Origin of the sequence: Pandoraea commovens (genome assembly GCF_902459615.1) — a bacterium.
GTDB lineage: Bacteria > Pseudomonadota > Gammaproteobacteria > Burkholderiales > Burkholderiaceae > Pandoraea > Pandoraea commovens.
Window position 1 is genome coordinate 57,624 of record NZ_CABPSA010000014.1, and the last position, 25,733, is coordinate 83,356.

Consider the following 25,733-nt stretch of genomic DNA (forward strand, 5'->3'; position numbering starts at 1 on the left):
TGGATGCCCGTCCTTAGGGACGTCGGAGATGGTCTACAAGATGGCGGTCGCGCTCGCTCGGGCGTCCGCCCAGCAAGCTAAACACGATCGCCACCGCGAAGCCCACCGGCACGCCGAACGCCCCCGCCGAGATCGGGTCTACCCCCCACCATCGGGTGCCCGCGAAGCCCGTCAGGCGGGTGAAGAACGGATACGTCGTCATGATGTAGTACACACACACCAACAATCCACTGACCATCCCCGCCGTCGCGCCCAAACGCGTCGTCCGCTTCCAGAACACCCCAAGCACCAGCGCCGGGAACAGACACGACGCCGCCAACGAAAACGCCGCCCCCACCAAAAACAAAATATTCCCCAGCTTCAACGACGTCACATACGACGCAAACATCGCCACGCATAACAGCAATATCTTCGACGTCGTCACCCGCTTCTGACTCGACGCGTTCCGGTCCACCATGTGGAAGTAGACGTCGTGCGACAACGCATTCGCAATCGTCAGCAACAGACCATCCGCCGTCGACAACACCGCCGCCAACGCGCCCGCCGCCACCAACCCCGATATCACGTAAGGCAGCCCCGCAATCTCCGGTCCCGCCAGCACCAACATGTCCGGCTGCATCCAGATCTCGCCCCACTGCACCACACCGTCGCGATAAACATCCGAGATATCCAGTTGCACCGGCGTCGCGTGGCGCCATTGCGTCACCCATCCCGGCAGGTTGTCGTAACGCGCGCCAACCAGATGCAGCAACACGTCGTACTTGAGCATCACCGCCAACGCTGGCGCACTCACATACAACAATGCGACGAAGAACAACGTCCAGCCTACCGAGCTACGCGCCCCCTGCACCGTCGCGGTCGTGCCGTAGCGCGTCAGGATGTGCGGCAAGCTCGCCGTCCCGATCATCAGACACACCATCAACAGCAAGAAATTCAGACGCTGCGAATTGCGCGTCGTGTCGTCACGCGCCGGGAACGGCTCCGTCATTGCACGCGGCGGCTCGCTGCGCTCGACGTACTGGTTGCGCATCTCCAGCCACTGGTTCTGCGCCTCGCCCAGGTCCCGCGGAAACGCCTCCAGCTTCGCTTCGAGCACCTTCACATCCCGCAGCGGACCATTGCGACGCTTCGTGTCCAGCAACTGCCGCTCCAACTCCGCCCGCTCGCTGAAGAACGTATCCGGCAACCCGTCCAGCCGACGCTGCATCTGCTCCGCCTGCTCCCGGTAGTAGTCGCGCACCTCCCGCTCCGGCACAGAATTGCGCAACTCCTTTTCCAGCACCTCGACCTTCGCCAGCGCCTCGCCGTAGCTGAACTGCGGGAACCAGCCATTGCCTGTCTGATGGCCGATCATCGCCGTCGGCACCAGAAACGCGGTGATCATAATGATGTACTGCGCCACCTGCGTCCAAGTCACGGCACGCATGCCACCCAGGAACGAGCAGACGAGAATGCCCGCCAGTCCAAAGAAAATCCCGATCGTGAACTCGACACCGATGAAGCGCGACGCGATCAGCCCCACACCCTGGATCTGCGCGACGAGATACACGAACGAACACAGAATCGTCGAGAAGACGCCCAACGCACGCACGAGATTGCTGTCGTATCGCGTGCCCAGGAAGTCGGGCACCGTATAGCGCCCCATCTTGCGCAAGTACGGCGCGAGCAAGAATGCCACCAGACAATACCCGCCCGTCCATCCCATGACGTAAGCGAGGCCGTCGTATCCGGAGACGTAAAGCGAGCCCGCCAGGCCCATGAACGACGCAGCGCTCATCCAGTCGGCTGCGCACGCCATGCCGTTGAACATCGGCGGCACGCGACGTCCGGCGACGTAATACTCGGCTGCGTCGGACGTGCGGGAGATAAGACCGATCACCGCGTACACGGCAATCGTCACGAAAAGGAACGCGTAGCCGATCCACACGCCCGGGCCGTTGACGCGCTCAAGCAAGCCGATCATCAGCACGAACGCGAGAAATCCCGCCGTGTAATACAGGTAGTAGCGCAGCAACCTGCGCGTGAAACTCATCGGTAGGTCTGCGCCGAGGCGGCGCGAGTGGAAGCACTGCCAGCGCTACGTGATGTGGCGGGTGCCATCGCGCGCTCAAGTGTGTCGTCCGGCAAGCCGAGACTGTCACGACGCGCCTCGCGCAACTTGTGCAACGCATCGCGGTAACGCGCATCGTTGAGACGCTGCATCAACGCGTAGACGATGATCAGCCCAATGTCGATCAGGATCGAGCCTTGCGCCCCCATGTAGAACGGCAATGGCCATCCCGCGATTCGCACCGACGCCCACTCGCGCGCCCAGAACTGCGGGACGAAGGTCACGACAAAACCAATCACCATCAGCACCGCGACCAGCCACAACGTGCGACGCCAATGACGCGCCGCAATTGCGGCGGCTTCGCCATGCCAGTCGATGTCGATTTCAGCGCAGGACAAAGGGAGCGAGCCAACAGAGTTTTGCGAACGCGGCCTGCCCTCCGACATGACGTCAGAGGGCAGGCCGTTGGCATCGTGGGTCTGCGGCGCAGCAGCATTACCCTGCGCGCCGGGCCGCGAGCGTTTCGTCATTGCAGGCGCAACGGAATCGAACCCGCGCTTACTGCGCCTGCTTCAACTGGTCCAGGATGGCCGGGTTTTCGAGCGTCGACGTGTCCTGCGTGATCTCCTCGCCCTTCGCAATCACTCGCAGCAAACGACGCATGATCTTGCCCGAGCGCGTCTTCGGCAGGTTGTCGCCGAAACGGATGTCCTTCGGCTTGGCGATCGGACCGATCTCCTTGCCCACCCAGTTACGCAACTCCAACGCCAGTTGCTTCGCTTCGTCCCCCGTCGGGCGCGAACGCTTGAGCACCACGAACGCGACAATCGCCTCGCCCGTCGTGTCGTCCGGACGCCCCACCACCGCAGCCTCGGCCACGATCGGGTTCGCCACCAGCGCCGACTCGATTTCCATCGTGCCCATGCGGTGACCCGAGACGTTCAGCACGTCGTCGATACGGCCCATGATCGTGAAGTAGCCGGTCTTCGCGTCGCGAATCGAACCGTCACCCGCCAGATAAATCTTGCCGCCCAGCTCTTGCGGGAAGTAGCTCGACTTGTAACGCTCCGGGTCGCCCCAGATCGTACGAATCATCGACGGCCACGGACGCTTGATCACCAGCATCCCGCCCTGACCGTTCGGTACGTCCTGACCGGTTTCGTCGACGATGGCCACCGCCACCCCCGGCAGCCCCAGCGTGCACGAGCCCGGCACCAGCGGCGTTGCACCCGGCAGCGGCGTGATCACATGACCACCCGTCTCCGTCTGCCACCACGTGTCGACGATGGGGCAACGACCGCGACCGACGTTCTCGTAGTACCACATCCACGCTTCCGGATTGATCGGCTCGCCGACCGACCCGAGAATGCGCAGCGACGACAGGTCGTACTTCTTCGGATGCACTTCCGGCGTCTGCTCCGCTGCCTTGATCAGCGAACGGATGGCCGTCGGCGCGGTGTAGAACACCGTCACCTTGTGACGGTCGATCATTTCCCAGAAACGACCCGCATTCGGATACGTCGGCACGCCCTCGAACACGACTTGCGTCGCACCCACTGCCAGCGGGCCATACGCGATGTACGTGTGCCCGGTGATCCAGCCGATGTCGGCCGTGCACCAGAAGACGTCGTCCGGCTTCATGTCGAACGTCCACTGCATCGTGAGCGACGCCCACAGCAGATAGCCGCCGGTGCTGTGCTGAACGCCCTTCGGCTTCCCCGTCGAGCCCGACGTGTAGAGGATGAACAGCGGATGCTCGGCGCTCACCCACTCCGGCTCGCACTGGTCCGACTGCGTAGCGACGAGGTCTTGCAGCACTTCGTCACGACCAGCTTGCATCGCCACATTGCCGCCCGTGCGACGATAGACGATCACCGACTTCACGTGTTCGCAGCCGCCCATCGCGAGTGCTTCGTCGACGATGGCCTTCAGGGGCAGCGCCTTGCCGCCACGCATCTGCTCGTCGGCGGTGACGATAGCGACCGCGCCAGCGTCGATCACGCGCTCGTTGAGGGACTTGGCCGAGAAGCCACCGAACACGACCGAGTGCGTAGCGCCAATGCGGGCACACGCCTGCATCGCGACCACGCCCTCAATCGACATCGGCATATAAATGACCACACGGTCACCCTTCTTCACGCCCTTCGCCTTGAGCGCGTTCGCAAAGCGGTTCACGCGCGCGAGCAGGTCGCGATAGGTGACGGGGGTCACCGTGCCGTCGTCGGCTTCGAAAAGGATGGCAGGTTTGTCGCCCAGGCCCGCTTCGATCTGGCGGTCCAGGCAGTTGTAGGAAGCGTTGATCTGACCATCTTCGAACCACGTATAGAACGGGGCGTTGGTCTCGTCGAGGACTTTGGTGAACGGCTTGTGCCAGGCCAGATTCTCGCGCGCCTGACGCGCCCAGAATCCCTCGTAATCCTTCTCGGCCTCGGCGCACAGCGCCTCATAGGCTGGCATGCCGGAAATGTTCGCTTTGGCGACCAGCGCCTGCGGCGGCGCGAAAACGCGCTGCTCCTGCAATACCGATTCAATTGCTGCCATGAGTTGTCCCCTCTTATGGATATGCAAATACCATTGCAATCAAGCCAAAACAAATCGCTAACGTCTCCTAACGTCACATTAAGACGAGCGACTTACTAACGCCTTACACTGGTGCATTCGACTCCCGTGCCTTGCGTGCGGGACTCACGCAGAACGCGTTGTCGCAGTGCAGCAAAGTGTGGCGTAATCGCTACAATCCTACGCTTATCACCCTCGTCCCGCCACCCCGGAATCGCCCGGAGCGCCCGTGAATTCGACATCTACGCCTCAAACAACCAGTCACAACCCTGCGGCCAAGCACGTCGCACCGACCGGCACCGACCGCCTGTTTGCCCGCTTTCCGAGTTTCGCGCTGGCGCTGGCGATGACGTTCGTCGGCACGAATGTCGGGATCGGCAAGACGATGGTCGCCGTCATGCCGGTGGCCGCGTTCGCACTCTGGCGCTTCGTCATCGCCATCATTGCGCTTGCGCCGCGCTACCGTCCCTCGGCCATGCGACGCGTCACCCGCAGCCAATGGGGCCACCTCTTCGTGCAGACGTTCTTCGGCACATTCCTCTTCACATTACTCATGCTCTACGGCGTGCGCATGACGACGGCCACGGCGGCCGGGGTCATCACCGCCACGCTGCCTGCCTGCGTGGCGCTGCTGTCCTGGGCCGTGCTGCGCGAACACCCGTCGCGACGCACGCTCGTCAGCATCGGGCTGGCGATTGCCGGGGTGGCGCTGCTCAATGCCTCGCGCAGCGACGTCCACGGTGCGAGCGGGGCCGACGCCAGCAGCGGCGCATGGCTGGGTAACGCGCTGGTGCTGGGGGCGGTGGTCTGCGAAGCGATTTACGTGATCGTCTCGAAGCGCCTCGCGGCGGAACTCTCGGCCATCGACATCTGCGCCTATACGCATCTGATCGGCGGCGCGCTGATGCTGCCGCTGGGCATCGTCGGGCTGATGGCGGTGGATTACTCAGCCCTCACACCCGGTCACTGGGCGCTTATCGTCTGGTACGGTCTCGCCGCCAGCGTCTTCTCGTTCTTCCTGTGGATGCGCGGGATTCGTCACGTCAGCGCGCAGCTTGCGGGGGTCTTCACGGCGATGGTGCCGGTCGCGGCTACGGCCTACGGCGTGATATTTCTGGGCGAGCGGTTGTCCGTCGCCCAAGGCAGTGCGCTGGCGTTGACGGTCGCGGGGATCGTGCTCGCGGCGCTGCCGTCCGCCGGTTCGCGAAAGACGCTATTGCCAGCCCGGGACTGAATCGGACACGGTGCCGTCCTCAAGACGTTGTAAAATGCCCGCCATGCCGGATAGCGCGCCGCGCTATCCGTGCCCGTGCACTTTGCTTGCGATTTGCGTAACCGATAACTAGAGCCCGCGTCACGAGGCGCAGGTCTACACCCCGTCAAATTAGCCATGTCGACTCCCGGCCGCCCGTCCGATGCGCCGCCGCGCACCGCTCGTCCGATGCGTCCCCTGCCCCGCGTCATTTTCTTCAGCCGCTGGCTGCAACTGCCGCTGTACCTCGGACTGATCGCCGCGCAAGGCGTCTACGTCTACAAATTCCTCGTCGAGCTGTTCCATCTGGTGACGCACGCCGCGACCTTCGACGAAACGCAGATCATGCTCGTCGTGCTCGGTCTGATCGACGTGGTCATGATTTCGAACCTGCTCATCATGGTGATCATCGGCGGTTATGAGACGTTCGTCTCGCGCCTCGGTGTGGAAGGCCACCCCGACGAGCCCGAGTGGCTCGATCACGTGAATGCCGGTGTGCTCAAGGTGAAGCTGTCGATGGCGCTTATCAGCATCTCGTCGATTCATCTGCTCAAGACGTTCATCGATGCGGCCCAGCAAACGCCGCACACGATCATGTGGCAAGTCATCATTCACTGCGCTTTCCTGCTTTCCGCCGTGGTCATGGCCTACGTCAACAAGATGACGAACGACAGCCATGCACCGGCGTATGCGTCCGCGCAGCATTGAACAGAATTTAGCCGTAGCAAGTCAGTACAAAAAACCAGTCCCCCACTAAGTCGAGAGCCGTTTCATGTCTACCGTCATTAAAGAAGACGACGTCATTCAGAGCGTCGCCGGTGCCCTGCAGTACATCAGCTACTACCATCCGGACGATTACATCCAGGCACTGGGTCGCGCCTACGAGGCCGAAGAAAGCCCGGCCGCCAAGGATGCCATCGCGCAGATCCTGACCAACAGCCGCATGTGCGCCGAAGGCCGCCGTCCGCTGTGCCAGGACACCGGCATCGTGACCGTCTTCGTGAAGGTCGGCATGAACGTGCGCTGGGACGCCAAGCGCAGCCTCACCGACATGATCAACGAAGGCGTGCGTCAGGCTTACATGCACCCGGACAACGTGCTGCGCGCCTCGATCGTCGCGCCGCCGGAAGCCGGTCGCAAGAACACGAAGGACAACACGCCCGCCGTCATCCACTACGAAATCGTGGAAGGCGACAAGGTCGACATCACGGTCGCAGCCAAGGGCGGCGGCTCGGAGAACAAGTCGAAGTTCGTGATGCTCAACCCGTCCGACTCGATCGTCGACTGGGTCGTGAAGACGGTCCCGACGATGGGTGCCGGCTGGTGCCCGCCGGGCATGCTCGGCATCGGTATCGGCGGCACGGCCGAGAAGGCCATGGTCCTCGCGAAGGAATCGCTGATGGACCCGATCGATATCCATGACGTGATCAAGCGCGGTCCGCAAAACTGGAACGAAGAGCTGCGTATCGAGCTGTTCGAGAAGGTCAACGCACTGGGCATCGGCGCGCAGGGCCTCGGCGGTCTGGCCACCGTGCTCGACGTCAAGATCCTCGACTACCCGACGCACGCCGCGTCCAAGCCGGTCGCCATGATCCCGAACTGTGCCGCGACGCGTCACGCGCACTTCACGCTGGACGGCTCGGGCCCCTCGTTCCTCGCCGCGCCGTCGCTCGACGCCTGGCCGAACGTGCACTGGGCGCCGAACACGGAAACCAGCAAGCGCGTCGATCTGGACACGCTCACGCCGGAAGAAATCACGAGCTGGAAGCCGGGTCAGACCCTGCTGCTCTCGGGCAAGATGCTCACGGGCCGCGACGCCGCGCACAAGCGTATCGCCGACATGGTTGCCAAGGGTGAACCGCTGCCGGTGGACTTCAAGGGCCGTGCGATTTATTACGTCGGTCCGGTCGATCCGGTGCGCGACGAAGTCGTCGGCCCGGCAGGCCCGACCACGTCGACCCGCATGGACAAGTTCTCCGATCTGATGCTCGGCAAGCTCGGCCTGTCGGTGATGATCGGCAAGTCGGAACGCGGCCCGGCAGCGATTGAAGCCATCAAGAAGCAGAAGGCCGCCTATCTGATGGCCGTCGGTGGTGCCGCGTACCTCGTGTCGAAAGCGATTCGTGGCGCACGCGTGCTGGCCTTCGAAGACCTCGGCATGGAAGCCATCTACGAATTCGACGTCAAGGACATGCCGGTGACGGTTGCCGTCGATTCGACCGGTGTCTCCGTGCACCAGACCGGCCCGAAGGAATGGCAAGCCAAGATCGGCAAGATTCCGGTCGCGGCGGAGTAAGTCTGGCTGAGTCTGACGTCACGTCAGTCAGTTGAAAAAGCCCGGATTCGTCCGGGCTTTTTTTCGTCTTCCGTCGGTGGTCGATTGCGGCTGCGACGGTGAAAAATGTCATGGAAAAGAGCGAGAATAACTCGCATTACCATTCACGAAAAGCCTTGTGAGGCTTGGCTTTCCGCGCTTTTCAAGCTACTCTTCAACCGCTCGCAAATTGCTTAAGACAGGGATCCAAAATGAAAGGCGACAAGAAAGTCCTCGAACTCCTCAATGCCCAGCTCACGAACGAGCTGACGGCGATCAACCAGTACTTTCTGCACGCCCGCATGTACAACCATTGGGGCCTGAACAAGCTGGGCAAGCACGAGTACGACGAATCCATCGGCGAAATGAAGCACGCCGACAAGCTGATCGAACGCATCTTCATGCTCGACGGCCTGCCGAACCTGCAAGATCTGCACAAGCTGCTCATTGGTGAGAACACCGAAGAAATTCTGAAGTGTGATCTGAAGCTCGAATATCTCTCGCAGAAGACCTGCAAGGAAGGCGTCGCTCACTGCGAAAGCGTGAAGGACTTCGTCTCGCGCGAAATCTTCAACGAGATCCTGCACGACACCGAAGAACACATCGACTGGCTGGAAACGCAGATCGATCTCATCGGCAAGGTCGGCATTCAGAATTACCAGCAGTCGGGCATGGCGTCGTTCGAAGAATAAGCCCGACACCCCGCAAAACCCAGATAATAAAAGCGCACCACAGCACTGTAGGCACCGTATCCTCCGATATCGGGTCACAGGCTTTGCGTTAGAATTTCAGGGCCGACAACTTGTCGGCCCTTTTTCATTTGCCATGCCCTCCAACGCGCCGATTGGCGTCTTCGATTCCGGCCTCGGTGGCCTCTCGGTCCTTCAGGCCGTTCGCGCTCTGCTTCCGCATGAGTCGCTCATCTATGTCGCCGACTCCCGCTACGCGCCGTACGGGGAACGCCCGGATGCCTTCCTCCAGCAACGCAGTCTCGCCATCGGCCGATGGCTGCGCGAGCACGGTGCCAAGGCATTCGTCGTAGCCTGCAACACGGCGACGGCGCATGGGGTGGCTGCGCTTCGGGCTGATGACGCCTGGCCGGTCGTCGGCGTCGAACCCGGGATCAAACCGGCTGCCGCCACGTCGCGCAGCGGTGTGATCGGCGTGCTGGCCACCGCGGCCACGCTGCGCAGCGCCCGCTTTGCGGATTTGCTCGCGCGTCACACCGCGCAAGGACAGCGCTTCCTGTGTCAGCCCGGGCATGGGCTGGTCGAACGCATCGAAGCCGGGGATGTCGATTCGCCTGCGGTGATGGCGCTGCTCGACAAGTACATCGCGCCCATGATTGCCGAAGGGGCCGACACGCTCGTACTCGGCTGTACGCATTACCCCTTCCTGATACCCGCCATCCAACGACATTTCGGCACTGCGCTGACGTTGATCGATACGGGTGCGGCCATCGCCCGTCAACTTCAGCGCCGTCTTGAAGAGGCCGATCTGGGCGCCCCCGTGATTTCGGGAAGCGCCGGTGACAGCGGCAGCATCCAGCTGTTCACTACCGCCAACGCCGTGGCACTGCAAACGATGGCCGATCGGCTGATGCCCGAAACGCCTGCCGCTGCCGGTTCAACTGCCGCAACCGACGTGTCGCACATTTCCGCCACCTTCGGCGCTGTTTCCAGCCGCCCCGCCGCACCCCGCGTAGCCACCGTCGAGATTGCCGAAACCGCGCCGCAAGCCGCAGCCGGTCTGGCTTTGCCGTAAGACCTTCCCATCATTCCCGCTTGACATCCTGTCCGTATATCCCTGAGGGGTATATGGGATAGGTCAATGGCGCTTGCAAAAGGCGCCAACTTAAATAATAATTATTCTCATTAGTGTTACATTTTGACGTTTTCATCATGATCGTCTGCGTCTGTAAATCCGTTTCCGACCGCCAGATCAAGGCCTGCATCGATGCCGGTGCCACCACCATGGAAGATCTTCAGATCGACCTTGGCGTTGCATTGTGCTGTGGCAAGTGCGGTCCGTACGTCCAGGAGATGGTGACCGGTGCCACGCCGTGCTGTGGTCGCTCGTGCGGTGGCTGCTGCCAGTCCGCGCATGGCGAGACGACGGAAGTCGAAGTCGTGACGGTGCGGCAGGAACTCGCACTGGCCGCTTAAGCGCCGTGCACGGGTCTTCGGACCCACGGAATCCGCCTGCGTGACCGGCATCGACTGAGGTCACGGGGCAACGGAGCCAGCCAGGCGTCTTGAGGCGTCATGCGCCAGCCAGCGACTTGTCACCCTGGAGGTGTCAGATGGAACTCCTGATTGGCTTTGTTTCGACGCTATGTTTATCGTTTTTCCTGTTTCGAAGGTGAGTTGCAGCACGGCTTCCAACTCACTGCGTTCGCCGACCGCGCCCCTTGGCGCGGTTTTCCTTTGATCGTACGTCCGGCCACTCTCGAACCCGAGGCTTCGCACACCGCGTTTCACTCACCGTTCATCGCCGCAATTTAGCGTACCCTAGCCGTTATCATGTCGACCGCCGTACCCCCCGCCGTGACCTCATCCGGCCTTGCGTCCACGCAATTCCGAGATCCGCTGCAATCGCCGCGAACGCTAGCGATTGCTGCCGCGATCGTCGTCGTCCACATTGCCGCTCTGATCGGTCTGTCGCACCTGCGCAACGAGCCTGAGCAAGCGACGATCGAGCCGACGACGTTTACCGCCACGATCATTCCGCTCACGCCCGCCCCGACGCCGCCGCAACCCGCGCCGCCCAAACCGCAGCCGGAACCGCCCAAGCCGAAGGTCGCGCCGCCGCCGCCCAAGCCGCGCGAGCAGCCCAAGAACGCCATCACGCAAAAGGCCGAACCGGTCGCCCCGCCGCAACAGGCACAGGTCGAGCCGGTGCAGAACGCAGCGCCCACGCCGCCGGCACCGCCCGCACCGGCCCCGGCACCTGCGCCGTCCGGCCCGATCGAAGGTCTCGCCGTGAAGTGCGACGAGCCTCGCGTGGCCTACCCGACGCAATCGCGTCGCGTCGGCGAAGAAGGCACCGTTACGTTGCGTCTCGTGATCGACACCCGTGGGGTGGTCTCGAGCGCCAATGTCGTCAAGTCGAGCGGCTTCCCCCGTCTCGATCAGGCCGCCCGCACCGCCGCACTGGCGATGCGTTGTGCGCCCCCGATGCAAAACGGCCGTGCGGTCGAAGCCGCCGCGACCAAACCGTTTAATTTCAATCTGAACGACTAACGAATTGGATTTTCCGAGGAACGCAAAATGCAAGAGTATGGTTTGAGCCACGTCTGGTCGCAGGGCGATTTCGTCACCCGCGCCATCGCGATCGTATTGCTGGTGATGTCGGTGCTGTCGTGGACGGTCATCATCATCAAGGGCACGCAAGTCTTCCGCCTGAGCCGCCTCACGCGCACTGCCGAGCCGGACTTCTGGCACTCGGAGAATTTCTCCGCCGGTCTGCAAAAGCTGGGCGAATCGGGTCAGAACAACCCGTTCCTCGCGCTGGCCCTCGCCGGTCAGGACGCCGCCGAACATCACCGTCAGAGCCAGCCGCATCTGCACGACAAGATGGACGTGAGCGACTGGATCACGCGTGCACTGAAGAATTCGGTGGACGATACGGTGTCGCGCCTGCAAAGCGGTCTGGCCATGCTGGCCTCGATTGGCTCGACCTCGCCGTTCGTCGGTCTGTTCGGCACGGTGTGGGGCATCTACCATGCCCTGCTGGCCATCGGCGCATCGGGTCAGACGACCATCGATAAGGTCGCAGGCCCCGTGGGCGAAGCCCTGATCATGACGGCCTTCGGTCTGTTCGTCGCCATTCCGGCCGTGCTCGGCTTCAACGCCCTGACGCGTGCCAACAAGGGTATCGTCTCGAAGCTCAACCGCTTCGCGCACAGCCTGCACGGTTACTTCCTGACGGGCGCCAGCGTGCACTCGACGCAGTTCACCAGCAATGTCACGCCGGTGCGCAAGTCGACGTCGGCCAGCGCCAGCTAAGCCGCCGCGCAAGACAAGGAGTTCGCTATGGCTATGGGTTCATACAGCAGCGACGACGGTGCCGATGACGCAATGATGAGCGAGATCAACATGACGCCGCTCGTCGACGTCATGCTGGTGCTGCTGATCATCTTCATCGTGACGCTGCCGGTGCTCAATCACGCGGTCAAGCTCGACCTGCCGCAGGCGAGCAGCCAGCCGGAAGACACGAAGCCTGCCAAGGTCGACCTGTCGATCCAGGCAGACGGCAGTGTCTTCTGGGACAAGCAGCAGATCGACGACGACACGCTCAAGGCGCGTCTGGCGCAGGCCGCCGAAGCGCAGCCTCAACCGGAACTGCACCTGTTCGCCGACAAGAGCGTGCGTTACGAAAGCGTCGCCAAGGTGCTTTCCGAAGCGCAGACGGCAGGCGTGACCAAACTCGGTTTCGTGACCGAGCCGGCGAAGTAAGTCGTGCAGTAAGCCGGTCAATCCACGAATCGCAGAAGTGAAAAGCGCGGTGCCAGTCACCGCGCTTTTTTTCGTCTGTGCAGTTCGAAATCCGTTGCGATTTCACGGACTTCTTACCCATTGTTCCAATCGGGTAACAATCCTTCCTGTGTTACGGGCTACTCCCGGTGCCATACGTCCGCATATAGTCTGGACATGACAACGGATGTCGGCGACACCCGAAGCGGCTGCGAGGCATGCTTCGCTCGTCCATCCCCAACAGGAGAACACCCCCATGAGCACTCCCTACACCCGCCCGGTTGCCCGCGTGTTTACCGCAGCGCAAACACAGGAAGGCGCTGGTTTTCACGTCAACCGCCCGTTCCCGACGCGCATGATGATGGACTTCGATCCGTTCCTGCTGCTCGACGAAATGGGCCCGATGCAAGTGGCCCCTGGCGACGCCAAGGGCGCACCCGATCACCCGCACCGCGGTTTCGAAACCGTCACCTACTTACTCGCTGGCGAGATGGAGCACCGTGACTCGCAAGGTCACGCAGGCAAGCTCACGCCGGGCGACGTGCAATGGATGACGGCCGGTGCCGGGGTGATTCACTCGGAAGAGCCGTCGCACGCGTTCCAGCAACGCGGCGGCGAGATGCACGGCTTCCAGCTGTGGGTGAATCTGCCGAGCACCGACAAGATGATGACGCCGCGCTATCAGGAGCTGCCCGCCGCCGGTATTCCCACGGCGACGAGCGACGACGGCAAGGTCTCCGTGCGCGTCATCGCTGGCGAGGCGCTGGGCACACGCGCCGCCATCGAAACGCGTACGCCGATTCTGTATCAGCACTTCACGCTGCAACCGCAGGCGCTGCTCGATCATCCTGTGCCTGCGGATTTCAACGTGTTCGCCTACGTCATCGACGGCGAAGGGCATTTCGGTGCGGAGTCGACGCCAGCCAAAGCCCATCAGATGGTCGTGTTCGGCACAGACGGTGAGGGTGTGACCGTGCGTAACGATGGCGACAAGCCGCTGTCGTTCCTGCTCATCGGCGGCAAGCCGCTGGGCGAGCCGGTGGCGCGCTACGGCCCGTTCGTCATGAACACGGAAGGCGAGATTCGTCAGGCGATTCTCGACTTTCAGGCGGGACGTATGGGGCACATTCCGGCGTCCGTGTCGCGCACCTGACGGGAAACCGCACCCGCCCGCTCACGAAGCGACATTCACATCGTGAGTGGGTGGGTGACGCATCGTCATACGCCGACGGTCCGGCGAAATTGGGTCACAATGACACTCACAGTACGCAGCAAGCGTTGAGTGTTTTGTGACCCGATGCTTTTGATGCCGCAGATCCCCGGAACTGCGGAGCATCGTGACGGGCCGTTTTCATCGAAGTGAATCAGGATCCATCCAGACCTCCAGGAGCTGCCATGGCCGCAGAAGCGATTGTCACCGCCCACTTGGGCGCCGCCGGATACACCACCCAACTGTCGGACGGCAAACACGAATGGCTTGCCGACGAACCCGAATCGCTGGGCGGCGGCAACCTCGGCCCGGCCCCCTCGGCGCTGCTGCTCTCGAGTCTGGGGGCCTGCACGTCGATCACGCTGCACATGTATGCACGCCGCAAGGAGTGGCCGCTCAAGGACGTGAAAGTGACGCTTGCGATGAATCCGGATGGCAAACCGCCTGCGGGCACCACGCAGATCACGCGCAAGATCGAACTGGCGGGCGATTTATCGGAGGAACAGCGTCAACGCCTCTTGGAAATCGCCAATGCGTGCCCAATTCACAAGGTGTTGTCCGGCACCATCGCCATCGACAGTTCGTTGGTTGAGTAATATCCGGCACGAGGCAGACGCTGCATTCGCATTTTCGGTAAGCGCCGGCCCTCATCGACAGAAGGGGAAATAGTCTTGCAGTACGAACACCTGATCGAGGTCAACGACCTCCTGAATCCGCTGACCCTCGCGCTCTCGCGCGATCAGCTGTGGCGTGGCCTCGTGCTGCGCGCCGAACAGCCGGAGGCATTCGTGCTGGGACTCGACGAGTGCACGATGCTTGAACGCACCGAAGACACGTTGAGCCGCGAACTGCGCTTCGGCGAGACCGTCGTGCTGGACCGGGTTGTCTTCGAGTCCATGCAATCGGTGCGCTACGAGACGGCAGCGACCCACGCACACGCGGGCGGCACCCTTACGATGCGTATCGAAGAGCCGAATCCGACGCATCTTTTCGTACGATTCACGTATAGCACGACGCTGCAAGAAGACGCCGTGACCGCCGACACGCGCTACAGCGAGTTTGTGAAATCGGCCTATCGCGAAGCCGACATCGACACCGTCCGTCGAATTCGCGAGTTTGCCGAGCAAGGCGCGTTGGACTGATCGACCGTCCTGGCCTTGTGGCCGGGGCTGTCGTCGATTTGGCTGCCGGGTTTGCTGGATGGCGGATCCCATCGTCCAGCAAACACAATTTAGATAAAAACTACTGAACGAATAAAAATAATAGTCAAATTCAAATATAAATGGGAATGATTCTCATTTAAGATTCATCTCACAGTCAGCCACACGGATGAGCGAGATGACCGCAAGCCACACCACTGCCCGCCAGACCACGCCCGCCACGGCACCGCGTCGCACCTTGTCGGTGTCGCGTACGCAAGTGGCCAGCCCGGTGGCAGAAAAGCCGGCCACCAGCCAAACCACCGGTCGCGTGCTGACGAGCGATCACCTGCTGCAGGGCACGCAATGCGTGAACATCCTGCACAACGGCCAGACTTACCAGCTACGCGCTACGCGTTACGGCAAGTTGATCCTGACGAAGTAAGCAATTGAGTTCAACGCAGTAGACGTCAAGCAGTCAGGCTTTTTTAACGAATTTTGGCGGCGGCGAGACCACGACCTTGCCGCCACCTTCACCGAGTTTTGTGGGGACCACCTCGCCTAAGAGGTGTTTGGCAGTAGCCAGCGAACGCAACGCGATCCCATGTAGTTACGGCAAGCCCCTCTCTACCTGCGTTGCGCGCCAGCCAAGCCGCTTTTTTTGTCTATCCACTCGGGTTTCATTGATGTTCTCCTCGTGACTAACCTGCCAAGCCTCAGGTTTGTCATACGGCCTGACAAGCCTTTAACCCGTTCGCGAGAGCGGGTTTTTCTTTTTTTGGCGCAGGGTTTCACGTACAAAAAAAGCATCGCCAACTTTCATTGGCGATGCTTTTTTTGCTTTCTGCGCTGTCACGGCATCGGATGCCGCGCCAGCGCATGGTGACGCGCGATGCCAGGCGGATGAATTACGCGCCGGTGACGGCTGCGATGCCCGCGCGGGCGATCTGCGCGTCCTGGTTCGACTTCACACCCGAGACACCCACTGCACCGATCACGTTGCCATCGACAACGATAGGCACGCCGCCCTCGAGCATGGCCGTGTTCGGTGCGCTCAGGAACGCGAAGCGGCCACCGTTGATCATCTCTTCGAACGCACCGCTCTCACGACGGCCGACCGCCGAGGTCTGCGCTTTGCCCAGCGACATCATGGCCGTGCTGGGGGCAGCACCGTCCATGCGATACAGCGACAGGGCATGGCCACCGTCGTCGACGATCGTAATGCACACGTTCCAGCCGTTCGAAATGGCTTCCGCCACGGCGGCCGCGTTGATCTTCTGCACGTCTTCAACGCTCAGGACAGCTTTCGTCTTCATACGTCTCTCTCGTTTAGGGTTGGCAAGTCATGGAGCCCGCACGACGGCAAAGCTCCGAATCATCATTGTCTTTATTTGTTTCCGCCAGCGACGACCGCTCAATGTCCCACACTCAGCGCCATCCACTCGCGCAGCGACACACGCGTGGTGCGCAAGCCGTCGAGCGTTGGCCACCAGCCGGACGCGGCGTCGGGCTCCAACGCGTTGGCATCGCAGCACGGTGCGGGTACCACCGTGAGGCCAGCACGCACGAACTGGTCGCGTGCACGGCGCATATGCCAGGCGTTCGTGACCAGATACACGCGCGTCACACCGACGTTGGTCAGCATGCGCGCGCTGAAAATGGCGTTTTGCGCCGTGTTCAGTGATTGTCCTTCGATCCAGCGTACCGGTACGCCGAATTCCTCCTGAAGAACGTTTGCCATCAGTTGCCCTTCGGACACCGGATAGCCCGACGGCGCACCGCCGGAGACGAGTACGGGCAACTGCGCATGACGCGCCAGGAATGCGCCGTAACGCACACGAGCCAACGCACTGGGATGCAGATCCGCACCGTCGCGCCGACCGAACTCGGTTGCACCGAGGCTCACGCCGCCGCCGAGAATCACGACCGCTTGTGGCAGCGTTGCCGCCTCGTCGGAAGCAGACGACGAGCGCGCCGCGTCGATCGTCTTGATGTCGAGCACAGGGGCCACGTCCAGGGAATGCGACAGGCGGTTACCGAACCACGGCGTGGCCTGCAACCAGAGCGCCAGCGCCGCAGCAATCGCCAATGCCTTACCGCTTCGCGGAAAGCGGCGCCAGCAGACGAGCGCCATAGCGGCCAGCACCAGCACATTGGCAGGCGGCAGGAAGAGGCTGACGAGGAGATTTCGGGCGAGCCAATCGAAGGGCATCCGACCAGTGTACTGGACCGGCCTTGCAAGTGCACCTTATCTCTATGATTTCTTCGGAATGAAACCGCGTGTGTTCTCGGCCGTGTGCCAGAATGCTGGCTCCCGACGTCAACAACTCAGACTCGCAAGACATGCGTCAACAAAAATTCTTGGAATCCGCGTGGCCGATGCTGGCCATCGTACTGGCTTTCGGGCTCTTCAATTTCTTCTTCGGCGAGAAGATTCTTCTTAACGAAGGGCTGGGTTGGGACGGCGCGCGCTATGCCGAAATGGTCAGACGTCTGCCCGAGATGATCCATCTCGGCGAACTCAACACTTACTACGCTCAGCGGGTAGCGCCGCTGTTTGTGGTGCGCGCGCTGATGTTGCTCGCAGGTGCCTCGCTGGCCCCTTCGATCAACATCATTCACGCGTTCGAGATTTACAACCTCGCGCTGCTGCTACTCACGTGCTGGCTGTGGCACGGCCTGATGACTTCGGTCGGACTCGAATCCCGTTGGCGCTGGTTCGGCTTCCTGAGCCTGTTCTTTTCGTACGAAGCGGCAAAGCAAGGCTTCTACTATCCGGTGCTGACCGACATCACCGCGCTGCTGATTTCGGTACTGCTGCTGCGCTTCTACATTTCGTCCCGCCCGTTCGCAATTCTGGTCACCACGGTGGTCGGTGCCTTTGTGTGGCCGTTCGCGACCGTCGTCGGCGCTTGCCTGATCCTCCTTCCCCGGGCGGGCGCTCAGGCACCGGTCGCCAACGTTGCGTCGCGCGTCGCCAAACGCCCGTACACGCTTTATTTGTGGTGCGGTCTGGCCGTCGTGATGGCTGCGTGTGGTGCCGTGTACGCCTGGCTGTCGAACCAATACCCCGATGCCCCGCTCCGCTGCAACGTCCCGGACGTGATCACGACGTGGTTCGGCGGGCCGACGGTGACCTGCACCTGGTCGGCATTCGTCACGGGTATCCCGTCGGTCCTGTTGATGGCGGCAGCCAGTCTGACTCTGCTCGTGATGTGCGTGCGGCAATGGTCCGTCGGCACCCTGTGGCGGGCGGTGTCGCTCTATCGCGTCGTTCTCGCCGTCGCGGCGGGTGTCGTTCCCTATGTGATCCTCAAGCTCATTTCGAACCCGGCACTCCAGCCCCCGTCGGGCATTCGCGCGCTCCTCGAATTTATGTTGCTGCCGCCCGCCGGCAAATTCCTGTTGCCGTTCGTCACGCTCGGCGTCTTCTGGGGGCCGATGTTCCTGATCCTCATGCTGCGCTGGACGTCGGCCAGTCGTGCACTGTCCACGTTGGGGCCCGGTATTGCAGTGTCCGTCGCGCTGTCCTTGCCCCTCGGTCTGGCAAACGAGCCGCGGTTTCTCACGCTCTCGTGGCCGTTCTGCATCATCGGCGGGCTCTTCATCCTGCGTGAGCTCGATGTCGGCCGCCGGTTTGCCACCCTGTTCGGCGCGCTCGTTCTGCTGACGGCACAGTTCTGGTTGCCACTGAACCGGCTCCCTTGGGAACCCATCGGCACGCCGCCCAAGTCGGACGCGCTGACGGCCACTTACTTCATGCACTACGGCCTCTGGATGGAATGGTTTCCGTACGTCGCGCAGGGGATCTGCATTGTGGTGGCGATGCTCTGGCTCAATGCGCTGATGCGTAAAAAAACAGCGAGCACCGCAGTGACGGGCACCGCAAAAGCCGCGCAATAGCCCGCAATAGCCGCACAAGCGCGGCCCCCATAAGTCAAAACGCCCGACGGGTCCGAAGACAGACCCGCCGGGCGTGCAGACTACGCGCCTAAACCTCGCTCAGCGCACACTTACGCCAGCAAACTTCTCAGCATCCACGCGTTCTTTTCGTGCAGTTGCATGCGCTGCGTGAGCAGGTCGGCGGTCGGCTCGTCCGAGGCCGCGTCGACGATAGGGAAGATGCCACGCGCGGTGCGCGTCACGGCTTCCTGCCCTTCGACCAGCTGACGAATCATCTCTTCGGCCGCAGGCACGCCTTCTGCCTCGGGAATCGATGACAGCTTCGCAAATTCCTTGTACGTGCCCGGTGCCGGGTAGCCAAGCGCACGGATACGCTCTGCGATCTGATCCACCGCCAGCGCGAGTTCGTTGTACTGCCCCTCGAACATCAGATGCAGCGTGTTGAACATCGGACCCGTCACGTTCCAGTGGAAGTTGTGTGTCTTCAGATACAACGTGTAAGTGTCTGCCAGCAGATGGCTCAAACCCTCTACGATGCGCTTGCGATCCTTGTCGCTGATACCGATGTTCACGCTCGCCACCAGGCTCGCATTGTTTTTCTTTGCCATGATTTGACTCCGTTTGCTGTGCCGTCTTCCGAAAACGCCGGAAGAAACGTCTGAAGAAACGTCGGAAGCGGCACTGAATAAAAAGACTCGACGGTGACCGGCATCGATCTCCGTATTTTCCTCAGGACGTTCGTCACGTCATTCCGGTTACACTGCGCCCTATCCGAATAAGTCAGCCGCGCCTGCTGCCAACCTCCCGTCGATGCCCATACGTCTCACCGGAACGTCGCACGCAAACGCCGTCGCTCAAGACGCCGCGCCTCCCGCCGAGCCGCTTCTGCCCCGCCAGCTTCTGGTGACGCCCGATGTCGCGTCGCGCTCACAGATCGCCGCCTTCGCCTCGCAACTCGCGCAGGCGCTCGCGCGCGGCACTCGTCTTGTCCAGCTGCGCAACCGTTCGCTCGATGCCGACGGTTACCGCGCGCTGGCGGAAAGCGCGTTGGCGCTCACTCACGCGGCCGGGGCGCAACTCATTCTGAATCCGCCGCACGATGTGGCCGACCGTTGGCTCGACGCTCCCCAGGGCATGCACGCCGGCACGATGCCGCAAGCCGATGGCTGGCATCTGACGAGCGAACGCCTCATGGCCTGCGAGTCGCGTCCGGCAGGCTGGAAACTGATGAGCGCCGCCTGTCACAACGCCGCGCAACTGGCGCAGGCTTCGCATCTGGGACTGGACTTCGTGACGCTGTCACCGGTGCTGGCCACCGCCACGCATCCGGAAGCGACGCCCCTCGGCTGGCCCGCCTTCACGGCACTCGCCGCGCAAACCACACTGCCCGTCTTCGCGCTCGGCGGCATGCGTGCCGAGACACTCAATACCGCCCGCAACGCTGGCGCTTATGGCATCGCCGCCATCCGCGCCTTCTGGCCCGCAGCCTGAAAATACCAGCACGGAGACGGTCAGCCCGTCCCCGCGCCCTTGCTGCGCCGACTGAAGCACCGACTGAAGCTCCGGCAGACGCGCTGCCGGAACCCTCAACAGTGATGCCTTACTTCGCCAATGCCTCGCGTGCGGCGATCACGCCTTGCGCATACGCAGGATCAATCTTGGCGAAGTGCGCGATCTGGCGTTCGGCAACGTCGTCCGGCACCCCTTGCATCGATGCGGCAATGTTGCCGAACAGACGGCCCTTCTGCGCATCGTCGAACAAGCGGAACAGGGCGCGCGGCTGCGAGTAGTAATCGTCGTCTTCGCGATGATCGAAACGATCGGCCACGGCACCCACCGCCTGCTGCGGATCGCGATACTCGGCCTGCTCGGCAAATGCACCGTAACGATTCGGCTCGTAGTTCGGCGTGCTGCCCAGATTTCCGTCCACGCGCATCGCACCATCGCGATGGAAGCTGTGATGGAACGGGCACTTCGGCGCGTTCACGGGAATCGCACTGTGGTTCACCCCGAGGCGATAACGCTGCGTATCGCCGTACGAGAACAGACGCCCCTGCAACAAGCGGTCGGGCGAGAAGCTGATGCCCGGCACCACGTTGCCCGGATTGAACGCTGCCTGCTCCACGTCCGCAAAGTAGTTCTCCGGATTCCGGTTCAACTCCAGCACGCCGACGTCGATCAGCGGGTAATCCGCATGCGGCCACACCTTCGTGATGTCGAACGGGTTGTAGCGATACGTGGCGGCGTCCGCCTCCGGCATCACCTGCACCTGCATGCGCCAGCGCGGGAAGTTGCCGGTTTCGATGGCGTCGAACAGATCGCGCTGATGGCTTTCGCGATCGTCTGCCACGACCTGCGCCGCTTCGGCGTTCGTCAGATTCTCCACGCCCTGCATCGACTTGAAGTGGAACTTCACCCAGAACCGTTCGTTCGCCGCGTTGATGAAGCTGAACGTGTGCGAGCCGAAGCCGTGCTGCTGACGATAGTTCTTCGGAATACCGCGATCGCTCATCAGGATGGTGACCTGATGCAGCGACTCGGGCGAGCGCGACCAGAAATCCCAGGCGGCCGTGGGGCTGCGCATGTTGGTCTTCGGATCGCGTTTTTGCGTGTGGATGAAGTCGGGGAACTTGAGCGCGTCGCGAATGAAGAACACGGGTGTGTTGTTGCCCACGAGATCCCAGTTGCCTTCGTCGGTATAGAACTTCAGCGAGAAGCCGCGTACGTCGCGCTCGGCGTCAGCCGCACCGCGCTCACCCGCCACGGTCGAAAAACGCAGGAACACCGGCGTTTCCTTGCCGACAGATTCGAACACGCGGGCACGGGTGTACTTCGTGATGTCGTGCGTGATGGTCAGCTTGCCGAACGCGCCCGAGCCCTTCGCGTGCACGCGACGCTCCGGAATCACTTCACGGTCGAAGTGTGCGAGCTTTTCGATCAGCCAGACGTCTTGCAACAAGGCCGGGCCGCGCGGGCCGGCCGTTTGCGTGTTCTGGTTGTCGGTGACCGGCGCGCCTGCGGCGGTCGTGAGTTTCATCTTGTCGGACATTTGACGCTCTCCTGTTTCCTGATTCGTGATCGGACGATGGCTTGCGACTTGCGAAACTTGAGCCACTTAGGCACCCATCAGGGCGAAGTCGGCAAGTACGTGTTCCAGCGTGGTTTCGATGTCGTGCAAATAGGCCTTGAGTTGGGTCATTGCGGGCACCTCGAATGCGTCTTTGTACGGTAGGGATTCGCGCCTGACGGCTCAGGCTTGTCTGTGTGGCCCGGTTTCAAGCGCGTGGGTGTAGATTAATTATTTATATTAAAACGGTCGAATTAATCGTTTTTATGTATGTCATAGGTAAAAGCAATACGCCGCGGCACGAGGCAGCGGCGTAGGGCTTTGCAGCGGGATACATCGGGATACAGCGGAAGATGAGGACCGGCCGGAAGTGTCCGGTCCTGGGTGCGAGCCGTCAGACGTTAGTTGGACGTCGCGGGCAGATCGAGCGGGATGATGCCCGGCAGATCGCACTTGGCGATCGCCTGCGCCACCGCCTCGATGGCTGGCAGACGCGTGAAGCTCTTGCGCCACGCGAGCACGACGCGACGGTCCGGCACCGGCGCCGAGAACGGCACATAGCTCAGCAGGCTGTCCGGCGCCTGCTTTTCGGGCACGGACGTCTTCGGTAACACCGTAATGCCCACGCCGCTCGCAACCATATGGCGAATCGTTTCGAGCGACGAGCCTTCGAACGTCTTCTGGATGCCGTCGGCGTTCTGCGAGAAGCGCATCAGTTCCGGGCACACGCCCAGCACGTGATCGCGAAAGCAATGGCCGCTGCCGAGCAGCAGCATCGTTTCTTGCTTGAGGTCGCCCGCATCGATACGCTCGCGGCCCGCCCACGGGTGCGAGCGCGGCAGCGCCACAACGAACGGCTCGTCATAGAGCGGGCGCACCATCAGGCCGCTCTCCGGGAACGGCAGCGCCATGATGGCGGCGTCGATTTCGCCTTGCTTGAGCAACTCGATGAGCTTGAGCGTGTAGTTCTCCTGCAGCATCAGCGGCATCTGCGGCGTGGTCTCGATCATCTGTTTGACGAGTGCCGGCAGCAGATACGGTCCGATCGTGTAGATCACTCCAAGACGCAGCGGACCGGCGAGCGGGTCGCGTCCCTGCTTGGCGATTTCCTTGATGGCGATGGTTTGTTCGAGCACGCGCTGTGCCTGCGCCACGATCTGCTCGCCGAGCGGCGTCACGCTGACTTCCGCCGCGCCGCGCTCGAAAATCTGAACGTTCAGCTCGTCTTCGAGCTTCTTGATGGCCACCGAGAGCGTCGGCTGGCTGACGAAACAGGCTTCCGCCGCGCGACCGAAATGGCGTTCACGTGCCACCGCCACGATGTACTTGAGTTCCGTGAGGGTCATGTCGTCCTAACCTGTGTAAATTAATCGAACCGATGAAATCGATAGATTTTGTTTTTTATAGCACAATCGAGCGGCAATTGCCCGTTTTCGACCGCGCGCGGGCGACGTCCTTCCCGTGAACGTCACACGCTGCGGCTGCCACGCCTCGTGGCCGTCAGGCTTTCAGATAGTCTTCACGCGCGCCGAGCCATCGCTCCAGATGCGCGGCGACCGCACCCGGATGCGACTTCAGCAGCGCATCGGCAGCTTCCTGCGCGCCCGGAATCATCCAGGCGTCCTCGTTGAGATCGACGAAGCGCAGCATGGCCGCGCCCGACTGACGTGCGCCGAGAAACTCGCCGGGGCCACGGATTTCCAGATCGCGTCGGGCGATGATGAAGCCGTCGGTGGTTTCGCGCATCGTCTGCAAACGGGCTTTTGCGCCCATCGACAGCGGCGAGGCGTACATCAGCAAACAGACCGATTCGGCGGAGCCGCGACCGACGCGTCCACGCAGTTGGTGCAATTGCGCGAGACCGAAGCGCTCGGCGTGTTCGATCACCATGAGTGACGCGTTGGGGACATCCACGCCCACTTCGATGACGGTCGTCGCTACCAGCAAATGCGTGTCGCCGCGCGTGAAGTCCTCCATCACGGCGGCCTTCTCCGCAGGCGACAGACGTCCATGCACCAACCCCACCCGCAACTCCGGCAACGCCGCTACCAGTTGCGCGTGCGTATCGACAGCCGTCTGCAACTGCAGTGCCTCGCTCTCCTCGATCAGCGGACAGACCCAATACACCTGACGCCCCGCCAGCGCCGCCGCGCGCACCCGGTCGATCACTTCCGGGCGGCGCGTGTCGCTGATGAGCTTCGTCACGACGGGGCTACGACCGGGCGGCAGTTCGTCGATGACGGAGACGTCGAGATCGGCGTAGTACGTCATGGCGAGCGTGCGCGGGATCGGCGTGGCGCTCATCATCAACTGATGGGGCATGGCGTTCGGGCCCATGCCAGCGGTCTGCATCTTGCTGCGTAGCGCAAGCCGTTGCGCGACACCGAAGCGGTGCTGTTCGTCGACGACCGCCATGCCGAGACGCGCGAACGTGACTGTGTCCTGAATGATGGCGTGCGTACCGATGACGAGCTGCGCTTCGCCGCTGGCCACGCGTGCCAGCGCTTCGCGCTTTTCCTTCGCCTTCATGCTGCCCGCGAGCCACGCGACTTCCACACCCAGCGGCGTGAGCCACGCCGAGAGCTTGCGCAGATGCTGCTCGGCGAGGATTTCGGTCGGCGCCATGATCGCAGCCTGAAAGCCGGCGTCGATGGCTTGTGCGGCGGCGAGTGCGGCGATGATCGTCTTGCCGCTGCCGACGTCGCCTTGCAGCAGACGCTGCATCGGATGCGCTTCGGCCAGATCGGCGCGGATCTCCGCCCAGACGCGCTGCTGCGCGCCCGTCAGTTTGAACGGCAGTGCGGCTTCGAAACGTTCGAGCAAACCGCCTTTGATGTGCTCACCCAGCGACGGGGCACGCAACCGGCGACGTGCCGCCTGCGCCCGTTTGAGTGAGAGTTGTTGCGCGAGCAATTCCTCGCACTTGATGCGTAACCACGCAGGATGCGAACGCTCCATGAGCGCCGTCTCCGACACGTTCGGCGGTGGCGCGTGCAGCAAATGCACGGCGTCGGCCAATGCAGGCAATGGATGGTCAGGACCGATGGCGTCTTGCAGCAAGCCCGGCGGCAGCAGTTCGGGCAGCGGCGTTCGATCCATCGCGTTGTGGATCGCTTTACGCAGGTAGGCCTGCGACAGGCCGGCGGCGCTCGGATAGACCGGCGTCAGCGACTCGGGCAGCGGCGCGGCGGCGTCCTGTACCACGCGGTAGGCTGGGTGGACCATCTCCAGACCGAAGAACCCGCCGCGCACTTCGCCACGCACGCGCACCCGCGTGCCGATGGCGAGCTGTTTTTGCTGACTGCCGTAAAAATTCAGAAAACGCAGCACCAGCTCATGGCCTTCGTCGGCGATGCGTACGACCCACTGACGTCGCGGACGGTAAGCGACGTCGCTCGCTGTGACCACGCCTTCGACCTGCGCAAGCTCGCTCGGCAGCACTTCGCCGATCTTGCGCAGCGTGGTTTCGTCCTCGTAACGCATCGGCAGATGCAGGATCAGATCGATGTCGCGCTTGAGGCCCAGCTTGGCGAGCTTGTCGGCGCTGCCGGCCGCTTTCTTTGCGGCGGGCTTGGCGTCTTTCGCGGACTTGGCGGACTTGGCGGACTTACTGGTTTTGGTGGCGCGCTTCGCCGCTTTCGTTGCTTTCCCCGCAGGACGGGCGTCGGCGTCGGCCTGCGCGCTTGCAGCAGCATCGGCAAGGTCCACGAGGTCGGCGGAGGCGTCGTCAGGCGCGGTGGCGGGCATTCTGCGTTCGGTCATGC

At 62.3% G+C, this 25,733-nt stretch carries 24 protein-coding genes; 15 read left to right on the forward strand and 9 right to left on the reverse strand.

Annotated elements, in window-relative coordinates; translation table 11 throughout:
- Nucleotides 1-13: 13 nt before the first annotated feature.
- Genes PCO31010_RS25525 through acs form a run of 3 tightly spaced genes read right to left on the reverse strand, consistent with a single transcriptional unit; the run spans nucleotide 14 to nucleotide 4,591 of the window.
- Nucleotides 14-2,032 carry a sodium:solute symporter family protein gene (locus tag PCO31010_RS25525; protein ID WP_150666717.1) on the reverse strand — a complete coding sequence of 673 codons (2,019 nt, stop codon included), beginning with the start codon at nucleotides 2,030-2,032 and terminating at the stop codon, nucleotides 14-16.
- Nucleotides 2,029-2,580: a DUF4212 domain-containing protein gene (locus PCO31010_RS25530; protein WP_246184776.1), complete on the reverse strand. Its 552-nt coding sequence runs from the start codon at nucleotides 2,578-2,580 to the stop codon at nucleotides 2,029-2,031. Before PCO31010_RS25530 ends, PCO31010_RS25525 begins: the two co-directional genes overlap by 4 nt.
- 28 nt (nucleotides 2,581-2,608) lie before the next feature.
- Complete coding sequence (gene acs, locus PCO31010_RS25535) at nucleotides 2,609-4,591, reverse strand: acetate--CoA ligase (RefSeq protein ID WP_150666718.1); 1,983 nt, start codon at nucleotides 4,589-4,591, stop codon at nucleotides 2,609-2,611.
- A 325-nt stretch (nucleotides 4,592-4,916) separates the two neighbouring features.
- Here acs and PCO31010_RS25540 point away from each other — a divergent pair, with 325 nt between their 5' ends.
- From PCO31010_RS25540 to hemP, 13 genes are all read left to right on the forward strand, one after another.
- On the forward strand, nucleotides 4,917-5,843 hold the full coding sequence (locus PCO31010_RS25540; RefSeq protein WP_281357773.1) for a DMT family transporter: 927 nt from the start codon (nucleotides 4,917-4,919) through the stop codon (nucleotides 5,841-5,843).
- A gap of 156 nt (nucleotides 5,844-5,999) precedes the next feature.
- A complete protein-coding gene (locus PCO31010_RS25545; RefSeq protein WP_150666719.1) occupies nucleotides 6,000-6,569 on the forward strand; it encodes a TIGR00645 family protein in 570 nt (189 codons plus the stop codon).
- 64 nt (nucleotides 6,570-6,633) lie between these two features.
- Entirely contained in the window at nucleotides 6,634-8,157 is a 1,524-nt protein-coding gene (locus tag PCO31010_RS25550; protein WP_150575715.1) for a fumarate hydratase, read from the forward strand.
- A 230-nt stretch (nucleotides 8,158-8,387) separates the two neighbouring features.
- Nucleotides 8,388-8,867, forward strand: coding sequence for a bacterioferritin (gene bfr / locus PCO31010_RS25555; RefSeq protein ID WP_150666720.1), 480 nt, complete (start codon nucleotides 8,388-8,390; stop codon nucleotides 8,865-8,867).
- A gap of 133 nt (nucleotides 8,868-9,000) precedes the next feature.
- The gene (gene murI / locus PCO31010_RS25560) at nucleotides 9,001-9,939 is read left to right on the forward strand and encodes a glutamate racemase (RefSeq protein WP_150666721.1); all 939 of its coding nucleotides are present in this window, start codon (nucleotides 9,001-9,003) and stop codon (nucleotides 9,937-9,939) included.
- Nucleotides 9,940-10,076: 137 nt separating this feature from the next.
- Complete coding sequence (locus PCO31010_RS25565) at nucleotides 10,077-10,340, forward strand: (2Fe-2S)-binding protein (RefSeq protein ID WP_150666722.1); 264 nt, start codon at nucleotides 10,077-10,079, stop codon at nucleotides 10,338-10,340.
- A 357-nt stretch (nucleotides 10,341-10,697) separates the two neighbouring features.
- On the forward strand, nucleotides 10,698-11,417 hold the full coding sequence (locus PCO31010_RS25570) for an energy transducer TonB (protein ID WP_150666723.1): 720 nt from the start codon (nucleotides 10,698-10,700) through the stop codon (nucleotides 11,415-11,417).
- A gap of 27 nt (nucleotides 11,418-11,444) precedes the next feature.
- Complete coding sequence (locus tag PCO31010_RS25575; RefSeq protein ID WP_046290946.1) at nucleotides 11,445-12,182, forward strand: MotA/TolQ/ExbB proton channel family protein; 738 nt, start codon at nucleotides 11,445-11,447, stop codon at nucleotides 12,180-12,182.
- Nucleotides 12,183-12,209: 27 nt separating this feature from the next.
- Nucleotides 12,210-12,632: an ExbD/TolR family protein gene (locus PCO31010_RS25580; protein WP_039396348.1), complete on the forward strand. Its 423-nt coding sequence runs from the start codon at nucleotides 12,210-12,212 to the stop codon at nucleotides 12,630-12,632.
- Between the two features lie 274 nt (nucleotides 12,633-12,906).
- Entirely contained in the window at nucleotides 12,907-13,803 is an 897-nt protein-coding gene (locus PCO31010_RS25585; RefSeq protein WP_150666724.1) for a pirin family protein, read from the forward strand.
- A gap of 242 nt (nucleotides 13,804-14,045) precedes the next feature.
- Nucleotides 14,046-14,456 (forward strand): OsmC family protein, encoded by a 411-nt coding sequence (locus PCO31010_RS25590; RefSeq protein WP_039396342.1) that lies wholly within the window; start codon nucleotides 14,046-14,048, stop codon nucleotides 14,454-14,456.
- Nucleotides 14,457-14,531: 75 nt separating this feature from the next.
- Nucleotides 14,532-15,002, forward strand: a complete 471-nt coding sequence (locus PCO31010_RS25595) for an SRPBCC family protein (RefSeq protein WP_174985195.1) — start codon at nucleotides 14,532-14,534, stop codon at nucleotides 15,000-15,002.
- A gap of 187 nt (nucleotides 15,003-15,189) precedes the next feature.
- The gene (gene hemP, locus PCO31010_RS25600; RefSeq protein WP_150666726.1) at nucleotides 15,190-15,444 is read left to right on the forward strand and encodes a hemin uptake protein HemP; all 255 of its coding nucleotides are present in this window, start codon (nucleotides 15,190-15,192) and stop codon (nucleotides 15,442-15,444) included.
- A 463-nt stretch (nucleotides 15,445-15,907) separates the two neighbouring features.
- Here hemP and PCO31010_RS25605 read toward each other — a convergent pair whose 3' ends face one another.
- Both PCO31010_RS25605 and PCO31010_RS25610 read right to left on the reverse strand, forming a co-directional pair.
- On the reverse strand, nucleotides 15,908-16,315 hold the full coding sequence (locus PCO31010_RS25605; RefSeq protein ID WP_150666727.1) for a GlcG/HbpS family heme-binding protein: 408 nt from the start codon (nucleotides 16,313-16,315) through the stop codon (nucleotides 15,908-15,910).
- Between the two features lie 98 nt (nucleotides 16,316-16,413).
- Nucleotides 16,414-17,211, reverse strand: a complete 798-nt coding sequence (locus PCO31010_RS25610; RefSeq protein ID WP_150666728.1) for a YdcF family protein — start codon at nucleotides 17,209-17,211, stop codon at nucleotides 16,414-16,416.
- A 167-nt stretch (nucleotides 17,212-17,378) separates the two neighbouring features.
- Between PCO31010_RS25610 and PCO31010_RS25615 the strand changes: the two genes are divergently transcribed.
- Nucleotides 17,379-18,902 carry a hypothetical protein gene (locus PCO31010_RS25615; RefSeq protein ID WP_150666729.1) on the forward strand — a complete coding sequence of 508 codons (1,524 nt, stop codon included), beginning with the start codon at nucleotides 17,379-17,381 and terminating at the stop codon, nucleotides 18,900-18,902.
- Between the two features lie 110 nt (nucleotides 18,903-19,012).
- Here PCO31010_RS25615 and PCO31010_RS25620 read toward each other — a convergent pair whose 3' ends face one another.
- Nucleotides 19,013-19,510 carry a Dps family protein gene (locus tag PCO31010_RS25620; protein WP_150666730.1) on the reverse strand — a complete coding sequence of 166 codons (498 nt, stop codon included), beginning with the start codon at nucleotides 19,508-19,510 and terminating at the stop codon, nucleotides 19,013-19,015.
- A 202-nt stretch (nucleotides 19,511-19,712) separates the two neighbouring features.
- Between PCO31010_RS25620 and PCO31010_RS25625 the strand changes: the two genes are divergently transcribed.
- Nucleotides 19,713-20,393: a thiamine phosphate synthase gene (locus PCO31010_RS25625; protein WP_150666731.1), complete on the forward strand. Its 681-nt coding sequence runs from the start codon at nucleotides 19,713-19,715 to the stop codon at nucleotides 20,391-20,393.
- 109 nt (nucleotides 20,394-20,502) lie between these two features.
- On the opposite strand, the gene PCO31010_RS25630 is transcribed toward PCO31010_RS25625, so the two are convergent.
- The 3 genes from PCO31010_RS25630 to recG form a co-directional block, all read right to left on the reverse strand.
- On the reverse strand, nucleotides 20,503-21,951 hold the full coding sequence (locus tag PCO31010_RS25630; protein WP_150666732.1) for a catalase: 1,449 nt from the start codon (nucleotides 21,949-21,951) through the stop codon (nucleotides 20,503-20,505).
- 419 nt (nucleotides 21,952-22,370) lie between these two features.
- On the reverse strand, nucleotides 22,371-23,315 hold the full coding sequence (locus PCO31010_RS25635; RefSeq protein WP_039396318.1) for a LysR substrate-binding domain-containing protein: 945 nt from the start codon (nucleotides 23,313-23,315) through the stop codon (nucleotides 22,371-22,373).
- A 154-nt stretch (nucleotides 23,316-23,469) separates the two neighbouring features.
- Nucleotides 23,470-25,731, reverse strand: coding sequence for an ATP-dependent DNA helicase RecG (recG, locus tag PCO31010_RS25640; RefSeq protein WP_150666733.1), 2,262 nt, complete (start codon nucleotides 25,729-25,731; stop codon nucleotides 23,470-23,472).
- Nucleotides 25,732-25,733: the final 2 nt, after the last annotated feature.